The organism is Stenotrophomonas sp. YJH_SMC_127, assembly GCF_059372445.1.
Window position 1 is genome coordinate 80,495 of record NZ_JCAFVO010000007.1, and the last position, 15,082, is coordinate 95,576.

At 67.7% G+C, this 15,082-nt stretch carries 14 protein-coding genes; 6 read left to right on the forward strand and 8 right to left on the reverse strand.

All coding sequences use genetic code 11. The features are described from left to right. The first annotated feature begins 108 nt into the window (after positions 1-108). Complete coding sequence (locus AC5QAB_RS15975) at positions 109-2,202, forward strand: TonB-dependent receptor domain-containing protein (RefSeq protein ID WP_197561537.1); 2,094 nt, start codon at positions 109-111, stop codon at positions 2,200-2,202. Positions 2,203-2,281: 79 nt separating this feature from the next. On the opposite strand, the gene AC5QAB_RS15980 is transcribed toward AC5QAB_RS15975, so the two are convergent. Next, positions 2,282-2,626, reverse strand: coding sequence for a hypothetical protein (locus tag AC5QAB_RS15980; RefSeq protein ID WP_014645419.1), 345 nt, complete (start codon positions 2,624-2,626; stop codon positions 2,282-2,284). Between the two features lie 146 nt (positions 2,627-2,772). On the opposite strand from AC5QAB_RS15980, the gene AC5QAB_RS15985 reads away from it, so the two are divergent. The 3 genes from AC5QAB_RS15985 (at position 2,773) to ligD (ending at position 6,752) form a co-directional block, all read left to right on the forward strand. Beyond that, positions 2,773-3,171 carry a hypothetical protein gene (locus tag AC5QAB_RS15985; RefSeq protein WP_014035432.1) on the forward strand — a complete coding sequence of 133 codons (399 nt, stop codon included), beginning with the start codon at positions 2,773-2,775 and terminating at the stop codon, positions 3,169-3,171. A 164-nt stretch (positions 3,172-3,335) separates the two neighbouring features. After that, positions 3,336-4,256 (forward strand): non-homologous end joining protein Ku, encoded by a 921-nt coding sequence (ku, locus tag AC5QAB_RS15990; protein WP_197561771.1) that lies wholly within the window; start codon positions 3,336-3,338, stop codon positions 4,254-4,256. Between the two features lie 3 nt (positions 4,257-4,259). Next, positions 4,260-6,752, forward strand: a complete 2,493-nt coding sequence (ligD, locus tag AC5QAB_RS15995; RefSeq protein ID WP_495233493.1) for a DNA ligase D — start codon at positions 4,260-4,262, stop codon at positions 6,750-6,752. A 71-nt stretch (positions 6,753-6,823) separates the two neighbouring features. Here ligD and AC5QAB_RS16000 read toward each other — a convergent pair whose 3' ends face one another. From AC5QAB_RS16000 to AC5QAB_RS16015, 4 genes are all read right to left on the reverse strand, one after another. Further along, on the reverse strand, positions 6,824-7,216 hold the full coding sequence (locus AC5QAB_RS16000) for a hypothetical protein (protein WP_049408881.1): 393 nt from the start codon (positions 7,214-7,216) through the stop codon (positions 6,824-6,826). Between the two features lie 166 nt (positions 7,217-7,382). Next, positions 7,383-8,411, reverse strand: a complete 1,029-nt coding sequence (gene adhP, locus AC5QAB_RS16005; RefSeq protein ID WP_014645423.1) for an alcohol dehydrogenase AdhP — start codon at positions 8,409-8,411, stop codon at positions 7,383-7,385. A 96-nt stretch (positions 8,412-8,507) separates the two neighbouring features. Next, positions 8,508-9,146 carry a bifunctional 4-hydroxy-2-oxoglutarate aldolase/2-dehydro-3-deoxy-phosphogluconate aldolase gene (eda, locus tag AC5QAB_RS16010; protein WP_014645424.1) on the reverse strand — a complete coding sequence of 213 codons (639 nt, stop codon included), beginning with the start codon at positions 9,144-9,146 and terminating at the stop codon, positions 8,508-8,510. Positions 9,147-9,263: 117 nt separating this feature from the next. Beyond that, a complete protein-coding gene (locus AC5QAB_RS16015) occupies positions 9,264-9,854 on the reverse strand; it encodes a cysteine dioxygenase family protein (protein WP_014645425.1) in 591 nt (196 codons plus the stop codon). A gap of 240 nt (positions 9,855-10,094) precedes the next feature. Here AC5QAB_RS16015 and AC5QAB_RS16020 point away from each other — a divergent pair, with 240 nt between their 5' ends. Then, positions 10,095-11,150 (forward strand): LacI family DNA-binding transcriptional regulator, encoded by a 1,056-nt coding sequence (locus AC5QAB_RS16020; RefSeq protein ID WP_041862907.1) that lies wholly within the window; start codon positions 10,095-10,097, stop codon positions 11,148-11,150. Between the two features lie 106 nt (positions 11,151-11,256). Here the strand turns inward: AC5QAB_RS16020 and phhA are convergent, their stop codons facing one another. Then, a complete protein-coding gene (gene phhA, locus AC5QAB_RS16025; RefSeq protein ID WP_032958411.1) occupies positions 11,257-12,150 on the reverse strand; it encodes a phenylalanine 4-monooxygenase in 894 nt (297 codons plus the stop codon). Between the two features lie 125 nt (positions 12,151-12,275). On the opposite strand from phhA, the gene AC5QAB_RS16030 reads away from it, so the two are divergent. After that, a complete protein-coding gene (locus tag AC5QAB_RS16030) occupies positions 12,276-12,761 on the forward strand; it encodes an Lrp/AsnC family transcriptional regulator (protein ID WP_049446786.1) in 486 nt (161 codons plus the stop codon). A gap of 39 nt (positions 12,762-12,800) precedes the next feature. Here AC5QAB_RS16030 and AC5QAB_RS16035 read toward each other — a convergent pair whose 3' ends face one another. Then, complete coding sequence (locus tag AC5QAB_RS16035; protein WP_032958418.1) at positions 12,801-13,793, reverse strand: patatin-like phospholipase family protein; 993 nt, start codon at positions 13,791-13,793, stop codon at positions 12,801-12,803. Between the two features lie 203 nt (positions 13,794-13,996). Beyond that, on the reverse strand, positions 13,997-15,016 hold the full coding sequence (locus tag AC5QAB_RS16040) for a TIGR00266 family protein (RefSeq protein ID WP_032962348.1): 1,020 nt from the start codon (positions 15,014-15,016) through the stop codon (positions 13,997-13,999). Positions 15,017-15,082: the final 66 nt, after the last annotated feature.

Below are 15,082 nucleotides of genomic sequence, written 5' to 3' on the forward strand. Positions count from 1 at the left end.
GCCGGAAACAGCCCATCGTAACAAAGCCTGCCGGGGCTGGCCGCCGCCATCGTCATCCGCGGCCCCGTACCATGGCGTGCGTTGCCGCCCGATCCATCAACCTGAATCATGAATCCCGCCGCACGACGCCGTTGCCTGCCGCTGTCCGCCCTGCTGCTGTCGCCTTGGACGGCGGTGGCCGAGCCTGCGCCCACCGCCCTGCCTGCGGTGCAGGTACAGGCCGCCCGGGTGCCGGGCATCGATCCGTTCGCGCTGCCGGCCAGCCAGGACACGGTCTGGATCGACGCCAGCCGCGCGGGCACCGGTGCGCAGCTGTCTGAGGCCTTGGCCGGGGTCCCCGGACTGCTGGCACGTGACCGGCAGAACTTCGCCCAGGACACGCAGCTGTCGATTCGTGGCTTCGGCGCACGCTCGACCTTCGGCGTGCGCGGGGTGCGGGTGCTGATCGACGGCGTGCCGGCCACCATGCCTGACGGCCAGGGCCAGCTGTCGCATGCCAGCCTGTTGGGCGCCGAGCGCATCGAGGTGCTGCGCGGGCCGTTCTCGGCGCTGTACGGCAATTCCTCCGGCGGCGTGCTGCAGGTCTGGAGCGCGCAGGGCCAGGCCGGTGACCCGTGGCGGTTGCGCGTGAATGCCGGCGCCGACAACACCCTCAGTGTCGGCGCACAGCTCAAGGGTGCCGGCCCAGCGCTGGACTACAACATCGCGGCCAATCACTTCCGCACCGATGGCTGGCGGGACCACAGCCGTGCGCGCCGCGAATCGCTCAACGCACGCATTGGTGGTGATCTGGGCGGTGGGCGGCTGGAGCTGCTGCTCAATGCGCTGGATGCCCCCGATGCGCAGGATCCGCTGGGCCTGAGCCGTGCCCAGGTGGCGGCTGATCCGCGCCAGGCCACGGCAGTCGCGCACCAGTACAACACCCGCAAATCGGTGCGCCAGCAGCAGGCTGGCCTGCGCTGGACCCGGGAGACCGGGGCAGAGCGCTGGCAATTGATGGGCTATGCCGGCCAACGCACGGTGACCCAATACCTGCCGATTCCGCCGGCACCCCAGACCAACAGCCCGCTGCATGCCGGCGGCGTGATCGATCTGCAGGGCGGGTATGGCGGGCTGGACGCGCGCTGGGGCTGGCACGGCGATCTGGCCGGCCGGCCGCTGGACCTGGTGGCCGGGCTCAGCGCCGACCGCCAGCGCCAGCACCGCACCGGCTACGAGAACTTCGTGGGCAGCGCCCCCGGGGTGCGCGGGCGCCTGCGCCGTGACCAGATCGATACCGTGCAGAACGTGGACCAGTTCGCCCAGGCCTGGTGGCAATGGAGTCCGCGCTGGTCGCTGCTGGCCGGGGTGCGCCACAGCGCGGTGCGTTTCGACTCGGACGATCGCTACATCACCACCCGCAACCCGGATGACAGCGGCCACCGGCGCTACCAGGCGACCACGCCGGTGGCAGGCGTCAGCTTCGAGGCCAGCCCGCAGTGGCGCCTGCATGCCGCCGTGGGGCGTGGATTCGAGACCCCCACCTTCAACGAGCTGGGGTATCGCGCCGATGGTCAGGCGGGCCTGGCGCTGGATCTGGCGGCCGCCCGCAGCCGCAGCCTGGAGCTAGGCAGCAAGTGGCACGCACAGGATGGAACCCAGCTCGATGTCAGCCTGTTCCGTGCAGATACCGACGATGAGCTGGCAGTTGCCAGCAACATCGGCGGTCGCAGCACGTATCGCAACATCGGCCGCACCCGCCGCCAGGGTGTGGAACTGCAGTATCGCCAGCCGCTGGCCGAGCAGCTGGAGCTGCAGCTGGCGTGGACCTGGCTGCAGGCGCAGGCGCGTTCGCCGTACCTCACCTCCAACACCCTGGTTGCCGCCGGCAGCCGCCTGCCCGGGGTACCGCGCCAGCAGGCCTTTGCCCGGCTGCAATGGTCGCCCGGCCAGTGGCAGTGGGCGCTGGAGGCCTCCGCCGGCAGTGATACCGTAGTCAACGACGTGGCGACCGAACGCGCGCCCGGCTTCGCCCTGCTGCATCTGGAAGGCGGCCGTCGCTGGGCCCTGCCGGGTGGCGAGCTGCGCGCCTTCGCCCGGATGGAGAACGTACTGGACCACGCCTACATTGGCTCGGTGATCGTCAACGATGGCAACGGGCGCTTCTACGAACCGGGACCGGGACGGCGGGCCAACGTCGGCCTGCAATGGTCGTGGCGTTGAAGGGGTAGTGCCGGCCGCTGGCCGGCATCGCGCCGTGCAGGACGTCAGGAGGTTGCCGGCCAGCGGCCGGCACTACCCGTCAGTCGGGGGCCTTGGCTGGCACGAACGGCGATGTCGGGTCGCTGGCCGGGAAGGTCTCCTCCAGCGCTTCGTCCTGGTTGTCGCTGGCGCGCTGCTTGCGTTCGCGGCGCTTGAGCGGGCTTTCCTGGCCACCGCGATGGCGGTCACCGCCATCCTTGCGGTCCTGCGCTGCCTGTTCAGCCTCGTGCTTCACCGGCAGATGGTCGCTCCCGTGCTCGGCATCGAAGAACGGTGCGCCGGTGCCACGGTAGTCGGCGTTGTCGGCATCGCGTTTGCCGCGCTGCTCGCCCGGAATGGGCGGGTGGTTCGCGCGCAGCGGGTCGCGGGAGGTCTCTCGGCTCATGGTCTGGCTACCTGCGCTCGGGGTTCCCACTACACCGCGACGCAGGTAAAGCCGCCGCGAACCTGGCGTCATGAACATCTCGCTCACCCGCTGGTAACGGCACCGCGCGTATTCCTGCCCACCCGCCCCCGCTGCAGGAGCCGGCCATGCCCCGTCTTGAACGACCCGCACCGTCCGTGTTCAACGCCCTGCTCGATCCGCTCGGCCAACGTACCGCGCAGCGCCGCACGCGCCGCCATGAGGATCCGCAGGCGGTGGCCCAGGACTATCTGCAGTACATGCTCAGTGACTACGAGGAACGTCGCGGGCAAAGTCATCGCAACTGGCGTGACCTGTGCCCGGTCTATGCCTTCGCGTTGACCACCCATGCTGCCGACTGGCCGCGCGGTGACGCTGCCGATACCTGCGAGGAATTGGCCGAGCACTGGGAACAGATGCGCGGGCAGTCGCGGCTGGGCTGGTCGCAGGCGCGGCCGGTGGTGGAGGACGCCTGGCGCGCGCTGGACCATATTCCGGCGGCGGCGGTGAGGCCGTTGCTGCAGTAGTGCCGGCCGCTGGCCGGCAACCCCAGGACACTTCAGGCCGCGAGCTCTGCCGGCCGGCGGCCGGCACTACCGCACCTGCGTGGAACCCACGTGCACGGTATCGACACGGGTGGTTTACACCGCCCATCCGAAGCTGGGTGCCCTGCCCCATCAAAGGTGCGTCCATGGCCCGCCCGATCTGGACCGGTACGCTGTCCTTCGGACTGCTCAATGTGCCGGTGTCGCTGATGTCCGGCGAACGCAAGGTTGACCTGCAGTTCCGCATGCTCGACTCGCGCGATCGCAAGCCGATCCGTTTCGAAAGGGTCAACGCCGACACCGGCGAGGAAGTGCCCTGGAAGGACATCGTCAAAGCCTATGAGTACGACAAGGGCAGTTATGTCGTGCTGGAGGAAGGCGACATCCGCTCGGCGGCGCCGGAAAGCCACGAAGCGGTGGAGGTGGAATCCTTCGTGGACGCAGCGCAGATCGACCCGCGCTACTACGAGAAGCCGTACCTGCTGGTGCCCGGCAAGAAGGCCGAAAAGGGCTACGTGCTCCTGCGCGAAACGCTGCGCAGTACCGGAAAGGTAGGCATTGCCCGGGTGGTGGTGCGCACGCGCGAGTACCTGTGTGCGGTGATGCCGCATGCGGACGCGCTGGTGCTGATGATCCTGCGCTATCCGCAGGAACTGGTGGATCCCGAGGACTACAAGCTGCCTGCCGGCAAGCTGTCCGACTACCGCATCACCAGCAAGGAAACGGCGATGGCCGAGCAGTTGATCGAGTCGATGTCCGGCGATTGGGACCCATCGCACTACCACGATGAATTCCGCGAGCGCCTGCAGCGGGTGCTGAACAAGCGCATCAAGTCCAAGGGCGGCACCACGCGGGTGGAAGATGAGCCCGCACCACACGAGGATGCGACAACGAACGTTGTCGACTTCATGGCGTTGCTGCAGAAGAGCCTGGATGCGAACAAACGCACGCCGGCGAAGAAGACCGCAACGCGCAAGGCAGCCGCAAAGTCGACGGTGAAGAAGGCCGCAAAGAAGACAACGAAGAAGGCTGCAAAGAAGGCCGCACCACGGCGCAAGGCAGGTTGAACCATGTCGCTGCACCAGTACCGGCGCAAGCGCCGGCTTGGCGGAGGCACAGGGCAGACGCCGGAGCCTGACGACACACCCGCACGCGGTGATCCGCAGCGGCGGCCAACCTTCGTCATCCAGCTGCATCATGCCAGTTCGCGCCACTATGACTTCCGCCTTGAGATGGACGGCGTGCTGAAGAGCTGGGCGGTGCCGAAAGGTCCTTCGCTTCGCGTCGGCGAGAAGCGGCTGGCCGTGGAAGTGGAAGATCACCCGTTGTCCTACGCTGGCTTCGAGGGCGACATTCCCGAAGGCCACTACGGCGCGGGGCACGTGGAGGTGTTCGATCAGGGCACCTGGGCCTGCGAAGGCGATCCACTGCAGGCGCTGGCAGCTGGAAAGATCGACTTCGTACTGCATGGACAACGCCTGGCCGGTGGCTGGAAGCTGGTGCGCACGGCAATGAAGGGACGCCAGGTGCAGTGGCTGCTGATCAAGCGCGACGACGAGCAGGCGCGCGATGCCGAAGCAGACGATCTGCTGGACGCGCACGTGCCCAAGCGCGCATCCACCGTGATGAAGCGCACTGAGGGGAAGGCAGGGCGTGCTGTGCCCGCCGCACGCACGGCTACCCGCAAGGCCGATGCACGCTGGCATGCGCGCGCGCTGAAACTGGACGGCGCACGTGACACGCCCTACCCGCATGGGTTCAAACCGCAATTGACCGATCATCGCGACAGCGCGCCGGACGGCGCGCGTTGGCTGCACGAGATCAAGTGGGACGGCTATCGCCTGCTGGCCGATCTGCACGACGGCGAGGTGAAGCTCCGCTCCCGCAATGGCCTGGATTGGACCGATGACTTCCCCGAGGTCGTGCAGGCCGTGCAGGCGCTGCCGGTGCGCGATGCGCGCCTGGACGGTGAGCTGGTGGTGCTGGACAAGGAAGGGCGCAGCGATTTCGCAGCGTTGCAGCGCGTGATCGATGGAAGCTCGAAGCAACCGCTGCGCTACATCGTGTTCGATCTTCCGGGTGTGGCCAACGCGGACATCAGTCGTGCGCCATTGCTGGAACGCAAAGCGCTGCTGAAGGATCTCATCGGACCGGTGCCCGGCATCCTGGCCTTCAGCGAACATGTGATCGACCAGGGCCCGCAGGTGTTCGATGCCAGTGGCCAGGCCGGATTCGAAGGCATCGTCAGCAAGCAGGTGGATGCCCCGTACGTGAATACCCGCGCGCGCAGCTGGGTGAAGGTGAAGCACGAAGACACCGACGAGTTCATGATTGTCGGCTACACGGCCCCCAGGGGCTCGCGGGTGGGTTTCGGATCATTGTTGCTGGCAACGCCGGACAAGGAGGGTCTGCGCTATGTGGGCCGCGTCGGTACCGGCTTCGACGACGAGAACCTGCGCGCGCTGCTCAAGGCATTGCAGCCACTGGCAGTAAAGACGCCCGTGCTGCAGCTTCCGGCGCATGTGCCGTTCCGCGCCGCCAGCGTGCGCTGGGTGAAGCCGGTGACGGTGGCGGAAGTGGCGTTCCGTGGCTGGGGCAAGGAAGGCCTGCTGCGCCAGGCCAGTTTCAAGCGGCTGCGCAGCGACAAGCAGAAGGAGGACCTGGGAATGAGCAACGCAACGGCAGTTGCTGAAGCCGGGGGCGAGGTCCAGATCACGCATCCGGAGCGGGTGGTGTTTCCCAGTCAGGGACTGGGCAAAGGCGACGTGGCCGACTATTACCGGCGCATGGCGCGCTGGATCCTGCCCGAAATTGCGGGACGGCCGCTGTCATTGCTGCGCTGCCCCGATGGGGTGGGCAAGGCCTGTTTCTTCCAGAAGCATCATGGCCCCGGCCTGGGCGACGCGGTGCACGCGGTGCCCCTGCAGCAGAAGAGCGGCCGCGAGGACTACGTCTATATCGACGACGCACGGGGCCTGCTGCAGCTGGTGCAGATGAACACGCTGGAGCTGCATCCGTGGGGTGCGACCGTAGCAGACACCGAGCATCCGGATCGACTGGTATTCGATCTCGATCCTGGCAACGGCGTCAGCTGGGCACAGGTGAAATCGGGTGCACGTGATGTGCGTGATCGTCTGCAGCAGGTGGGCCTGGAGAGCTTCGTGCGGCTGTCTGGCGGCAAGGGGCTGCATGTGGTGGTACCGCTGCAGCCCAAGGCTGGCTGGGACGAGGCGAAGGCGTTCTGCGAGGCCTTTGCGCAGGCAATGGCAAAGGAGCAACCTGATCGCTATGTGGCGACGATGAGCAAGGCCAAGCGCAGTGGCGTCATCTTCATCGACTGGTTGCGCAACACCCGTGGGGCCACCAGCGTGTGCTCGTGGTCGCTGCGCGCGCGCGATTCCGCCGGTGTGGCAGTGCCGCTGCGCTGGGAGGAACTGGCGCGTATCAGGGCCGCCGACGCCTTTCCCATGGGCAAGGCGCTGGCGAGGGCGCAACGCCTGAAGAGTGACCCATGGCAGGGCATCACGCAGTTGAAGCAGACGCTGCCGTCGCTGAAGCGGTAGTGCCGGCCGCTGGCCGGCAACGGCAGGATGGCCGAGGTTGCCGGCCAGCGGCCGGCACTACCTGCATGCGCTCAGCGCGGATCGCGCGAGGCGCGACGGCCGAACCACCAACCGGCCAGCAGTTGCAGCGGCAGCGATGTCAGCAGCGAAATGACGAACCAGAACGGGAAATCCGCACCGGCCGTCCACATCGCGTAGCCACAGCCCAGCGCGATCAGCGACCAGATCGAGAAGCCATGCGAACGCGGCCAGCAGGGGGCGTAATAGGTGGCAAAGGAAACGCCCGCGATGCCACCAAGAACGCTGAAGGTGAGGTCCCAGCCCAGCTGCACGCTGTTGTTGTCCGGCGACAGGCCCAGCAACGGGGGCAGCCAGCTGGCGACGCTGCTGACCAGCGCAAGCGACAGGACGCCGCCGATCAGGGCGACGATGGACAGGAACAGGGTCTTGAGCAGGCCGGGCATGCGCGCATTGTACGGCGGCCACAGAGTGCCCGCGTTGCCGGCCAGCGGCCGGCACTACCGAACCGCCTGGGGTTTGCCGGCCAGCGGCCGGCACTACCGATGAATCGGCATGGCCGCCGCGTCCGTGGGAGAGGGGGACGGAGCGACGGCGGCCATGCACGGGCGGTCAGGCGGCGAAGTCGAGTACCACGCGGCCCTCAATGGTGCCCGCGTGCATGCGCGCGAACACGTCGTTGATGTTCTCCAGGCGGTCGGTGCTGACCGTGGCCGCGACCTTGCCTTCGGCGGCGAACTGCAGCGACTCCTGCAGGTCCAGCCGGGTGCCGACGATCGAGCCGCGCACGGTGATGCCGTTGAGCACCATGCCGAAGATGTCCAGCGGGAAATTGCCGGGCGGCAGGCCGTTGAGCGAGACGGTGCCGCCACGGCGGACCATGCCCAGCGCCTGCTCGAACGCCTTCGGTGAGACCGCCGTGACCAGGGCGCCGTGCGCGCCGCCGATCTCCTTCCTGAGGAAGGCGGCCGGATCGGTGGTACGCGCGTTCACGGTGATCTGCGCGCCGAGCTGCCGGGCCAATGCCAGCTTGTTGTCGTCCACGTCCACCGCAGCCACGTTCAGGCCCATCGCACGGGCGTACTGCACCGCCATGTGGCCCAGGCCACCGATGCCGGAAATCGCCACCCAGTCGCCGGGCTTGGTGTCGGTGACCTTCAGGCCCTTGTAGACGGTCACGCCGGCGCACAGCACCGGTGCGATCTCGACGAAGCCCACATCCTTCGGAAGCAGGCCGACATAGTTGGCATCGGCCAGTGCGTACTCGGCGAAGCCGCCGTTGACCGAGTAACCGGTATTGCGCTGTGTCTCGCACAGCGTTTCCCAGCCACCCAGGCAGTGTTCGCAATGGCCACACGCCGAGTACAACCAGGGGATGCCGACCCTGTCGCCTTCCTTGACGTGCCCTACCCCGCCTCCCACGGCCACGACGTGCCCCACGCCCTCGTGGCCGGGGATGAACGGCGGGTTCGGTTTCACCGGCCAGTCGCCCTCGGCGGCGTGCAGGTCAGTGTGGCAGACGCCACAGGCCTCGATCCTGACCAGTACCTCGCCCGCCCCCGGGCGTGGTACCGAGACTTCCTCGATCACCAGTGGCTTGCCGAACTCACGCACGACAGCGGCCTTCATGGTCGAATTCATGTTCGGATCTCCGTAGTGCGCTTGCCCAAAGAATGACGCCGGCACGAGGCCGGCGCTTTGATCACGATCAAACCTTTGAAGATTCGCGGAGCAGGTTCAGCTGGCCAGCACGGACGCCTCGCGGGCCAGGCGTTCGATCGCCTCCCAGTCGCGGGTCTGCAGCAGTGCCGGGGTGGTCAGCCACGAACCGCCCACGCACAGCACGTTGGGCAGGTGCAGGAACTGCGGTGCGGTCTGCGCACTGATGCCGCCGGTCGGGCAGAAGCGCACATCGGCGAACGGACCGTGCCAGGCGGCCAGTAGCGCGGCGCCGCCGGCCTGTACCGCCGGGAAGAACTTGAAGGTGTCCTGGCCATGCTCCAGGCCCAGGATCAGGTCCGAGGCGGTGGCGGCACCGGGCAGGTACGGCAGGTCGGCATCACGCGCGGCCGCATACAACGCCGGCGTGGCACCGGGGGACACCGCGAAGCGCGCGCCGGCCTGCTTTGCTGCCTGCATCTGCGCGGCGTCGAGTACGGTGCCGGCACCGATCACCGCGTCCGGCACGGCCTCGACCATCGCCTTGATCGCATCCAGCGCCTGCGGCGTGCGCAGCGTCACCTCGATTACCGGCAGGCCGCCGCGGAACAGTGCCTGGGCGACGTCGACCGCTTCATTCACATCTTCGGGGGTGTACACCGGGATCACCGGTGCCAGCTTCAACAGCGCGCGCAGGCGCGGATCAGCGCTGGACATGGTCTTGCTCCTTGCCCGACGGGGCATCGCGGATCGCCGCCGGGTACGGCAGCGCAGCGGCGCATGATGCCACGTGGCTCACGAAGGTGCTGGCAGCGTCGCCCCGCCCTGCCCCGGTCAGGCCGGGTCGGCCTGCAGCGCCTGGATGCGGCGCTGGTACCAGTCGCCACCGAGCGGGTCGAACACCGCCGAGCGCTCCATCTGCGACTCGTACACGTGCACAGAAATCGCCAATGCGTCGTCGCTGGCGTTGCGCAGGGTGTGGTACTCGTGCGGCGGGATCAGGCTGCCGGCACTGCCGCAGCCTCCGCGCAGCGTGGCGTGGCGGTGGAAACGCCAGCGCTCGCCGGCGCGCTCCAGCAGCTCGTAACGGGTGATCTCCAGTTCGCCCAACCACACTCCCTCCACACACCACATGGCATCGTGGTCGTGCAGCGGCGTGCCCTGCCCTGGGCCCCAGCTCATGGCGATCACGCTGTAGCCGTGTTCGCGGCTGTGGTACAGCGGACGTCGCGCGTAATGATCACTGACCGGCCGATGCACGCATTCGGGCAATTCGATGCGGCTGTCGGTTATGGCTTCCTGCAGCGCCAGCTGCAGGTCGGCGGTGATGCGCCCGGCATCACCGGCGGTCACCGCCGCGTCGACTGCAGCGATCAACCGGTCGCGGCCACGGAACGGCGGAAACGGAGAGGTCTGCAGGTCCATGCACCTGACTGTAGCGGAGCATGGTTAAGGGAATGTTGGCGTTCGCGCGCGTCGCGTCCGCATTCAGGGTGAACACGCGCAGAAGAACGGTTCAGATGCAGAGGCACTAGAGCGATCACAAGGGAACCTCGCGAAGCAAAACGTGTCGAACACGACGCGATTCAGATCCGCTGCGACGTTCCGCAACTTCGCATCCGACGGGTGCAAGGCTAGAATTCTCCGACTTACCTGGTTCTATACATGTCAGTGCGAAATATGAGCGATGCCGCGTTGCCGGCATCGAAAGGCAAGGCTGCCACGATCAACGACATCGCACGACTGTCGGGAGTTTCCAAGAAAACGGTTTCAAGAATCATCAACAACTCGCCGCTGGTGCGCAAAGACACCCGCGACAAGGTCGAGGCGTTGATGCGCGAGGTCGGTTACGTGCCCGACCCGCTGGCGCGCGGACTCGCGTTCCGCCGCTCCTTCCTGATCGGCCTGGTGTATGACGACCCCGGCGCCCAATGCATTGTCGACCTGCAGCACGGCGCGCTGGAAGCGCTGCGCGGCACCGGCTATGAGCTGGTGGTGCACCCGTGCAACAGCCAGGATCCGGACTGTGCGGACGGCGTGCGCCGTTTCGTGCAGCAGCAGAAACTGCATGGCGTGATCCTCGGCCCGCGCGCCTCCGAATCGATGGCGCTGGCGCAGATGCTCGACGCGATCGACTGCCGCCACATCCGCATCAACGCGCATGCGTCGGAAGAAGACGTGCAGGCGGTGGTCACCCACGATCGCGATGGTGCGGCGGCGGCGGCGGGCTACCTGCTCTCGCTCGGCCACCGCGACATCGCGGTGATTGCCGGTCCCGGTGACCGGCGCGCTGCCCGGGAGCGGACCCACGGCTTCCTTGATCGGCTGGCCCAGGTCGGCGTGACCCTGCCGGGCGAGCGCGTGCTGGAAGCGGGCGACACCTTCGAGTCCGGCGTGCATGCCGCCGAACGCCTGCTGATGGGCGGACAACGCCCCAGTGCGATCTTCACCGGCAACGACGAAATCGCCGCGGGCGTCTACCAGGTGGCATTGCGTGCGGGCATCGCGGTGCCGCAGCAGTTGTCGATCGTCAGCTACGACGACAGCCCGCTGGCGTCGCGGCTGTGGCCGCCGCTGACGTCGGTACGCCGCCACGTCTCCGACATCGGCCGCATGGCTGCCGCGATGCTGGTGCAGACCGACGTACCGGAGGCGCCGGCTGCGGCCAGCGTGCATCCGCAACTGATGGTGCGCGGTTCCTGCCGGGCCGTGGACGGCTGAGTGTCCTGCCCTCGCCTGCGCCGTCGCGACAGAACGGTGCAGGCAACAACGAAAACGGCGCACCAGGGTGCGCCGTTTCCACTGCGAAGCGGTGTGCGTTACGCGCTTACACGTCGCCGCCGTCGGCCCAGCCTTCACCCGTGCCCTTCTGGAACACGCGGTCATCGCCCTGCACCTCGCCGGCCGGCAGATGCGCCTGGTCGGCCAGTGCCGCGTAGATCGGGGTGAAATCCGGCGACGTCGCCTGCATCAGCTGTTCGAAGCTGTCGATGACGAAGTAGGTCTTCTGGAAGGTGTCGATGCGGTACTTGGTGCGCATGATCCGCTGCAGGTCGAAACCGATGCGGTTGGGCGCGGGCGACTCCAGCGAGTACAGCGACTCGCCCTTCGACGACACGATGCCGGCGCCGTAGATGCGCAGGCCGTCGGGCGTATCGATCAGGCCGAATTCCACCGTGTACCAGTACAGGCGGGTCAGGTTCTGCAGTGCATCCGGGCCGATCGCGTGGGCCTTGACGCCGCCACGGCCGTACGCCTCCATGTAGTCGGCGAACACCGGGTTCATCAGCAGCGGCACGTGGCCAAACAGGTCGTGGAACAGGTCCGGTTCGGCGATGTAGTCGATCTGGTCCGGGCGACGGATCCACCAGGTCACCGGGAAACGGCGGTTGGCCAGGTGGTCGAAGAAATCCAGTTCCGGCAGCAGGCCTTCAACGCCGACCAGGGTCCAGCCGGTGGCGGCGCCCAGTACTTCGTTGAGCTGGTCGAAGCGCGGAATCATGTGTGCGCTCATGCCCATCTCGTCCTGCGCGTCCAGGAACTCCTGGCAGGCGCGGCCGACCAGCAGTTCGCGCTGGCGCTGGTACAGCGTGCTCCAGGTGGCGTGGTCATCGGCGCTGTAGGTGTCCCACGGCTGCTCGACGAGCGCGGTGGTATACACCGGCACGTAGCCCTTGTCGGTCTGCTGGTGTTCGACGCGGCGGGGCTGGGCGAGGTCCATGGGGCACTCCTTGACGGGATACCCACGATGCTAGGGCAGGGCGCGCGCAACAGGGTTGCAAAAGTTGCGTCGATTGGCCTTGTTGGCGCAATATCCTTGCGTACTCACCATGTTGCGGGGCAACAATGGCCGGAGAAGTCCAGTTCGATCGCACGGATATACGTCTACTGGCTGAAATCCAGCGGGATGGGCGCGCCACCAACGCCGAGCTGGCGACACGGGTGAACCTCTCGCCCTCGGCCTGCCTGCGCCGCCTGCAGCGGCTGGAAAGCGAGGGCGTGATCGTCGGCTATGGCGCGCGGCTGGAACCGCGCCAGCTGCGCCTGGGCCTGCAGGCCTTCGTGCGCGTGCAACTGGAAAAGCATGACCAGGCCGCCATCGGCCACTTCGTGGACAGCGTGCAGGGCTGGGATGAAGTGGTGGCCTGCCATGCGCTGACCGGCGACATGGACTACCTGCTGCACGTCTACGTGCGCGACCTGGAGCACTTTTCGCACTTCCTGCTGGACCGGCTGCTCAACGCCGGCGGCGTGGCCGATGCCAATTCCAGCTTCGTGCTGCGCACGGTGAAGGGTTTCCAGGCGTTGCCGTTGTCGCAGCTGGAGCCCTGAGCAGCCACCAGGCGTGCCCGGTGGCCTGGCATCAATGGATCAGCACTTGTCCTTGCGGCCCATCAGCTTGCCCAGGCGCGAGGCTTCCTCGCACTTTGGTGCGGCCACCGGCGCGGGTGCCGCCGCGGCGGCGCGCGCGCGCTGCAACTGCTGGATCTTCGCGCGGATCTGCGGCATGGCCGCCATTGCGGCCTTCTCGCCTTCCAGGATCGCGGTGCCGCGCTGGCTGAAATCGGCGGCGCCGATGTCCAGTACCTTCGGACGGATGACGATGTCGGCGCGCGCCAGCTCCTGCTCGCCCAGGCGCTGGCCCATGATCGAGATGGACTGGTTGACGATGCCCAGCATGTCCGTCGGTGCCTTGCCGCTGGCCTTGCTGGAGATGTCCACGGCGATCACGAAGTCGGCGCCGAGCTGGCGCGCGGCATCCACCGGCACCGGGCTGACCACGCCGCCGTCGATGTAATTGCGGCCGCCGATCTTCACCGGCTCGAACACACCGGGGATGCTGCTCGACGCGCGCACCGCCTGGCCGACGTTGCCGCGCACGAAGATCGCGCGCTCGCCCGTTTCCAGCTGGGTGGCAACGGCGGCGAACGGTTTCTTCAGGCGCTCGGCGGGACGGTTGGCGACCTGCTCGTTGACGTAGTCCTGCAGCTTCTGGCCCTGCACCAGGCCACCGGAGAACAGGCGTACGTCGCGGATGCTGGCTTCGTCCAGCGCGACTGCCTTGCTCTGCATCTGGAAGGCGTCCATGCCGCTGGCATACAGCGCACCGACCACGCTGCCGGCGCTGGTGCCGGAGACCACGGCCGGCTCGAAGCCGTTGGCTTCCAGCATCTTGATCACGCCGATGTGCGCGAAGCCCTTGGCCGCGCCGCCACCGAGGGCGATGCCGATCCTGATCGGCTTGGCCTGCGGCACCACGGTCGGCGCCGGTGGCGGCGTGGGGCGGACCGGGTCGCCACCGCAGCCGGCCAGCAGGCCGATCAGGGCGACGGACAGCAGCATGCGGGGGCGGAACAGGCTCATCGGCAGTGCGCTCGCGGCGCTGGATTCAGGAAAGGGCGCCAGCATACCGAAGCCGTGGCGGGGCGGGCAGGGTGGGGGGAACTCCCTATTCAGCAAAAAAACGTGAATCGCTTCTGGTGGGTGCGGACCTTGGTCCGCACAAATGCCTGGTCGCGCGCTGAAGGAATGTGCCAACCAAGGTTGGCACCTACCAAATGAGTGGGTCAGAACCGGTTGTCACCATCCAGCATCCGGCCCAGGCCGCCCAGCACCGAGCCTTCGCCGCGGCTCTGGCCGCCGCCCTGCGGTGCGGCCATCCACATGCGGCCGGCCAGGCGCGAGAACGGCAGCGACTGCAGCCAGACCTTGCCGGGGCCGGTCAGCGTGGCCAGGAACACGCCTTCGCCGCCGAACAGCATGCTCTTGATGCCGGCCACCCGGCGCACGTCCATGTCCACGCTGGAGTGATAGGCCACCACGCAGCCGGTATCCACGTCCAGGCGCTCGCCGGCGGCCAGCTCGCGCTCGATCACGCAGCCGCCGGCGTGGATGAACACCCAGCCGTCGCCTTCCAGCTTCTGCATGATGAAGCCCTCGCCGCCGAACAGGCCGGTCATGATCCTGCGCTGGAACTGCACGCCGATCTGCACGCCGCGCGCGCCGGCCAGGAAGCTGTCCTTCTGGCAGATCAGGCGGCCGCCGTGCTGGTCCAGTTTCATCGCCAGCACCGTGCCGGGGTAGGGCGCGGCGAAGGCGACCTTGCCCTTGCCATGCCCGCTCTGGGTGTAGACGGTGGCGAACAGGCTCTCGCCGGTCAGCACACGGCGGCCGGCGGCCATCACCTTGCCCATGAAGCCGCCCTGGTCACCGTTGGCAGCGCCAAACACCGTGTCCATCTGCACCGTGGCGTCCTTGAACATCAAGGCGCCGGCCTCGGCGATGGCGCTCTCGCCGGGGTCGAGCTCGATCTCCACGAACTGCATTTCATGGCCGACGATGCGGAACTCGATGTCGTCGGCGCGGCCGCCGGCGCCGGCGGGGACCGGGACCGGCGGCGGCGTGTTGGGCATGCCCGGGGCTGGAGCCTGCAGCTCGGCCACCTCGGCGATCGGCGTCCACCCACTCATGCCCTGGCACCATGCCAGGGCGCGTGGATTGGCCTGCGCGTAGCGGCGTGCGGCCCCGTCATCAAGCGGGCCGATGCGCTCGGCCTGGGCGGAGGCATGGAAGTACCACTGGGTCATGGCGGCGGGTCCGTCGCGTGGAAACCCCGAGTCTAGCGAGCGCCCGGGGGTGCCGGCGACGGGGCC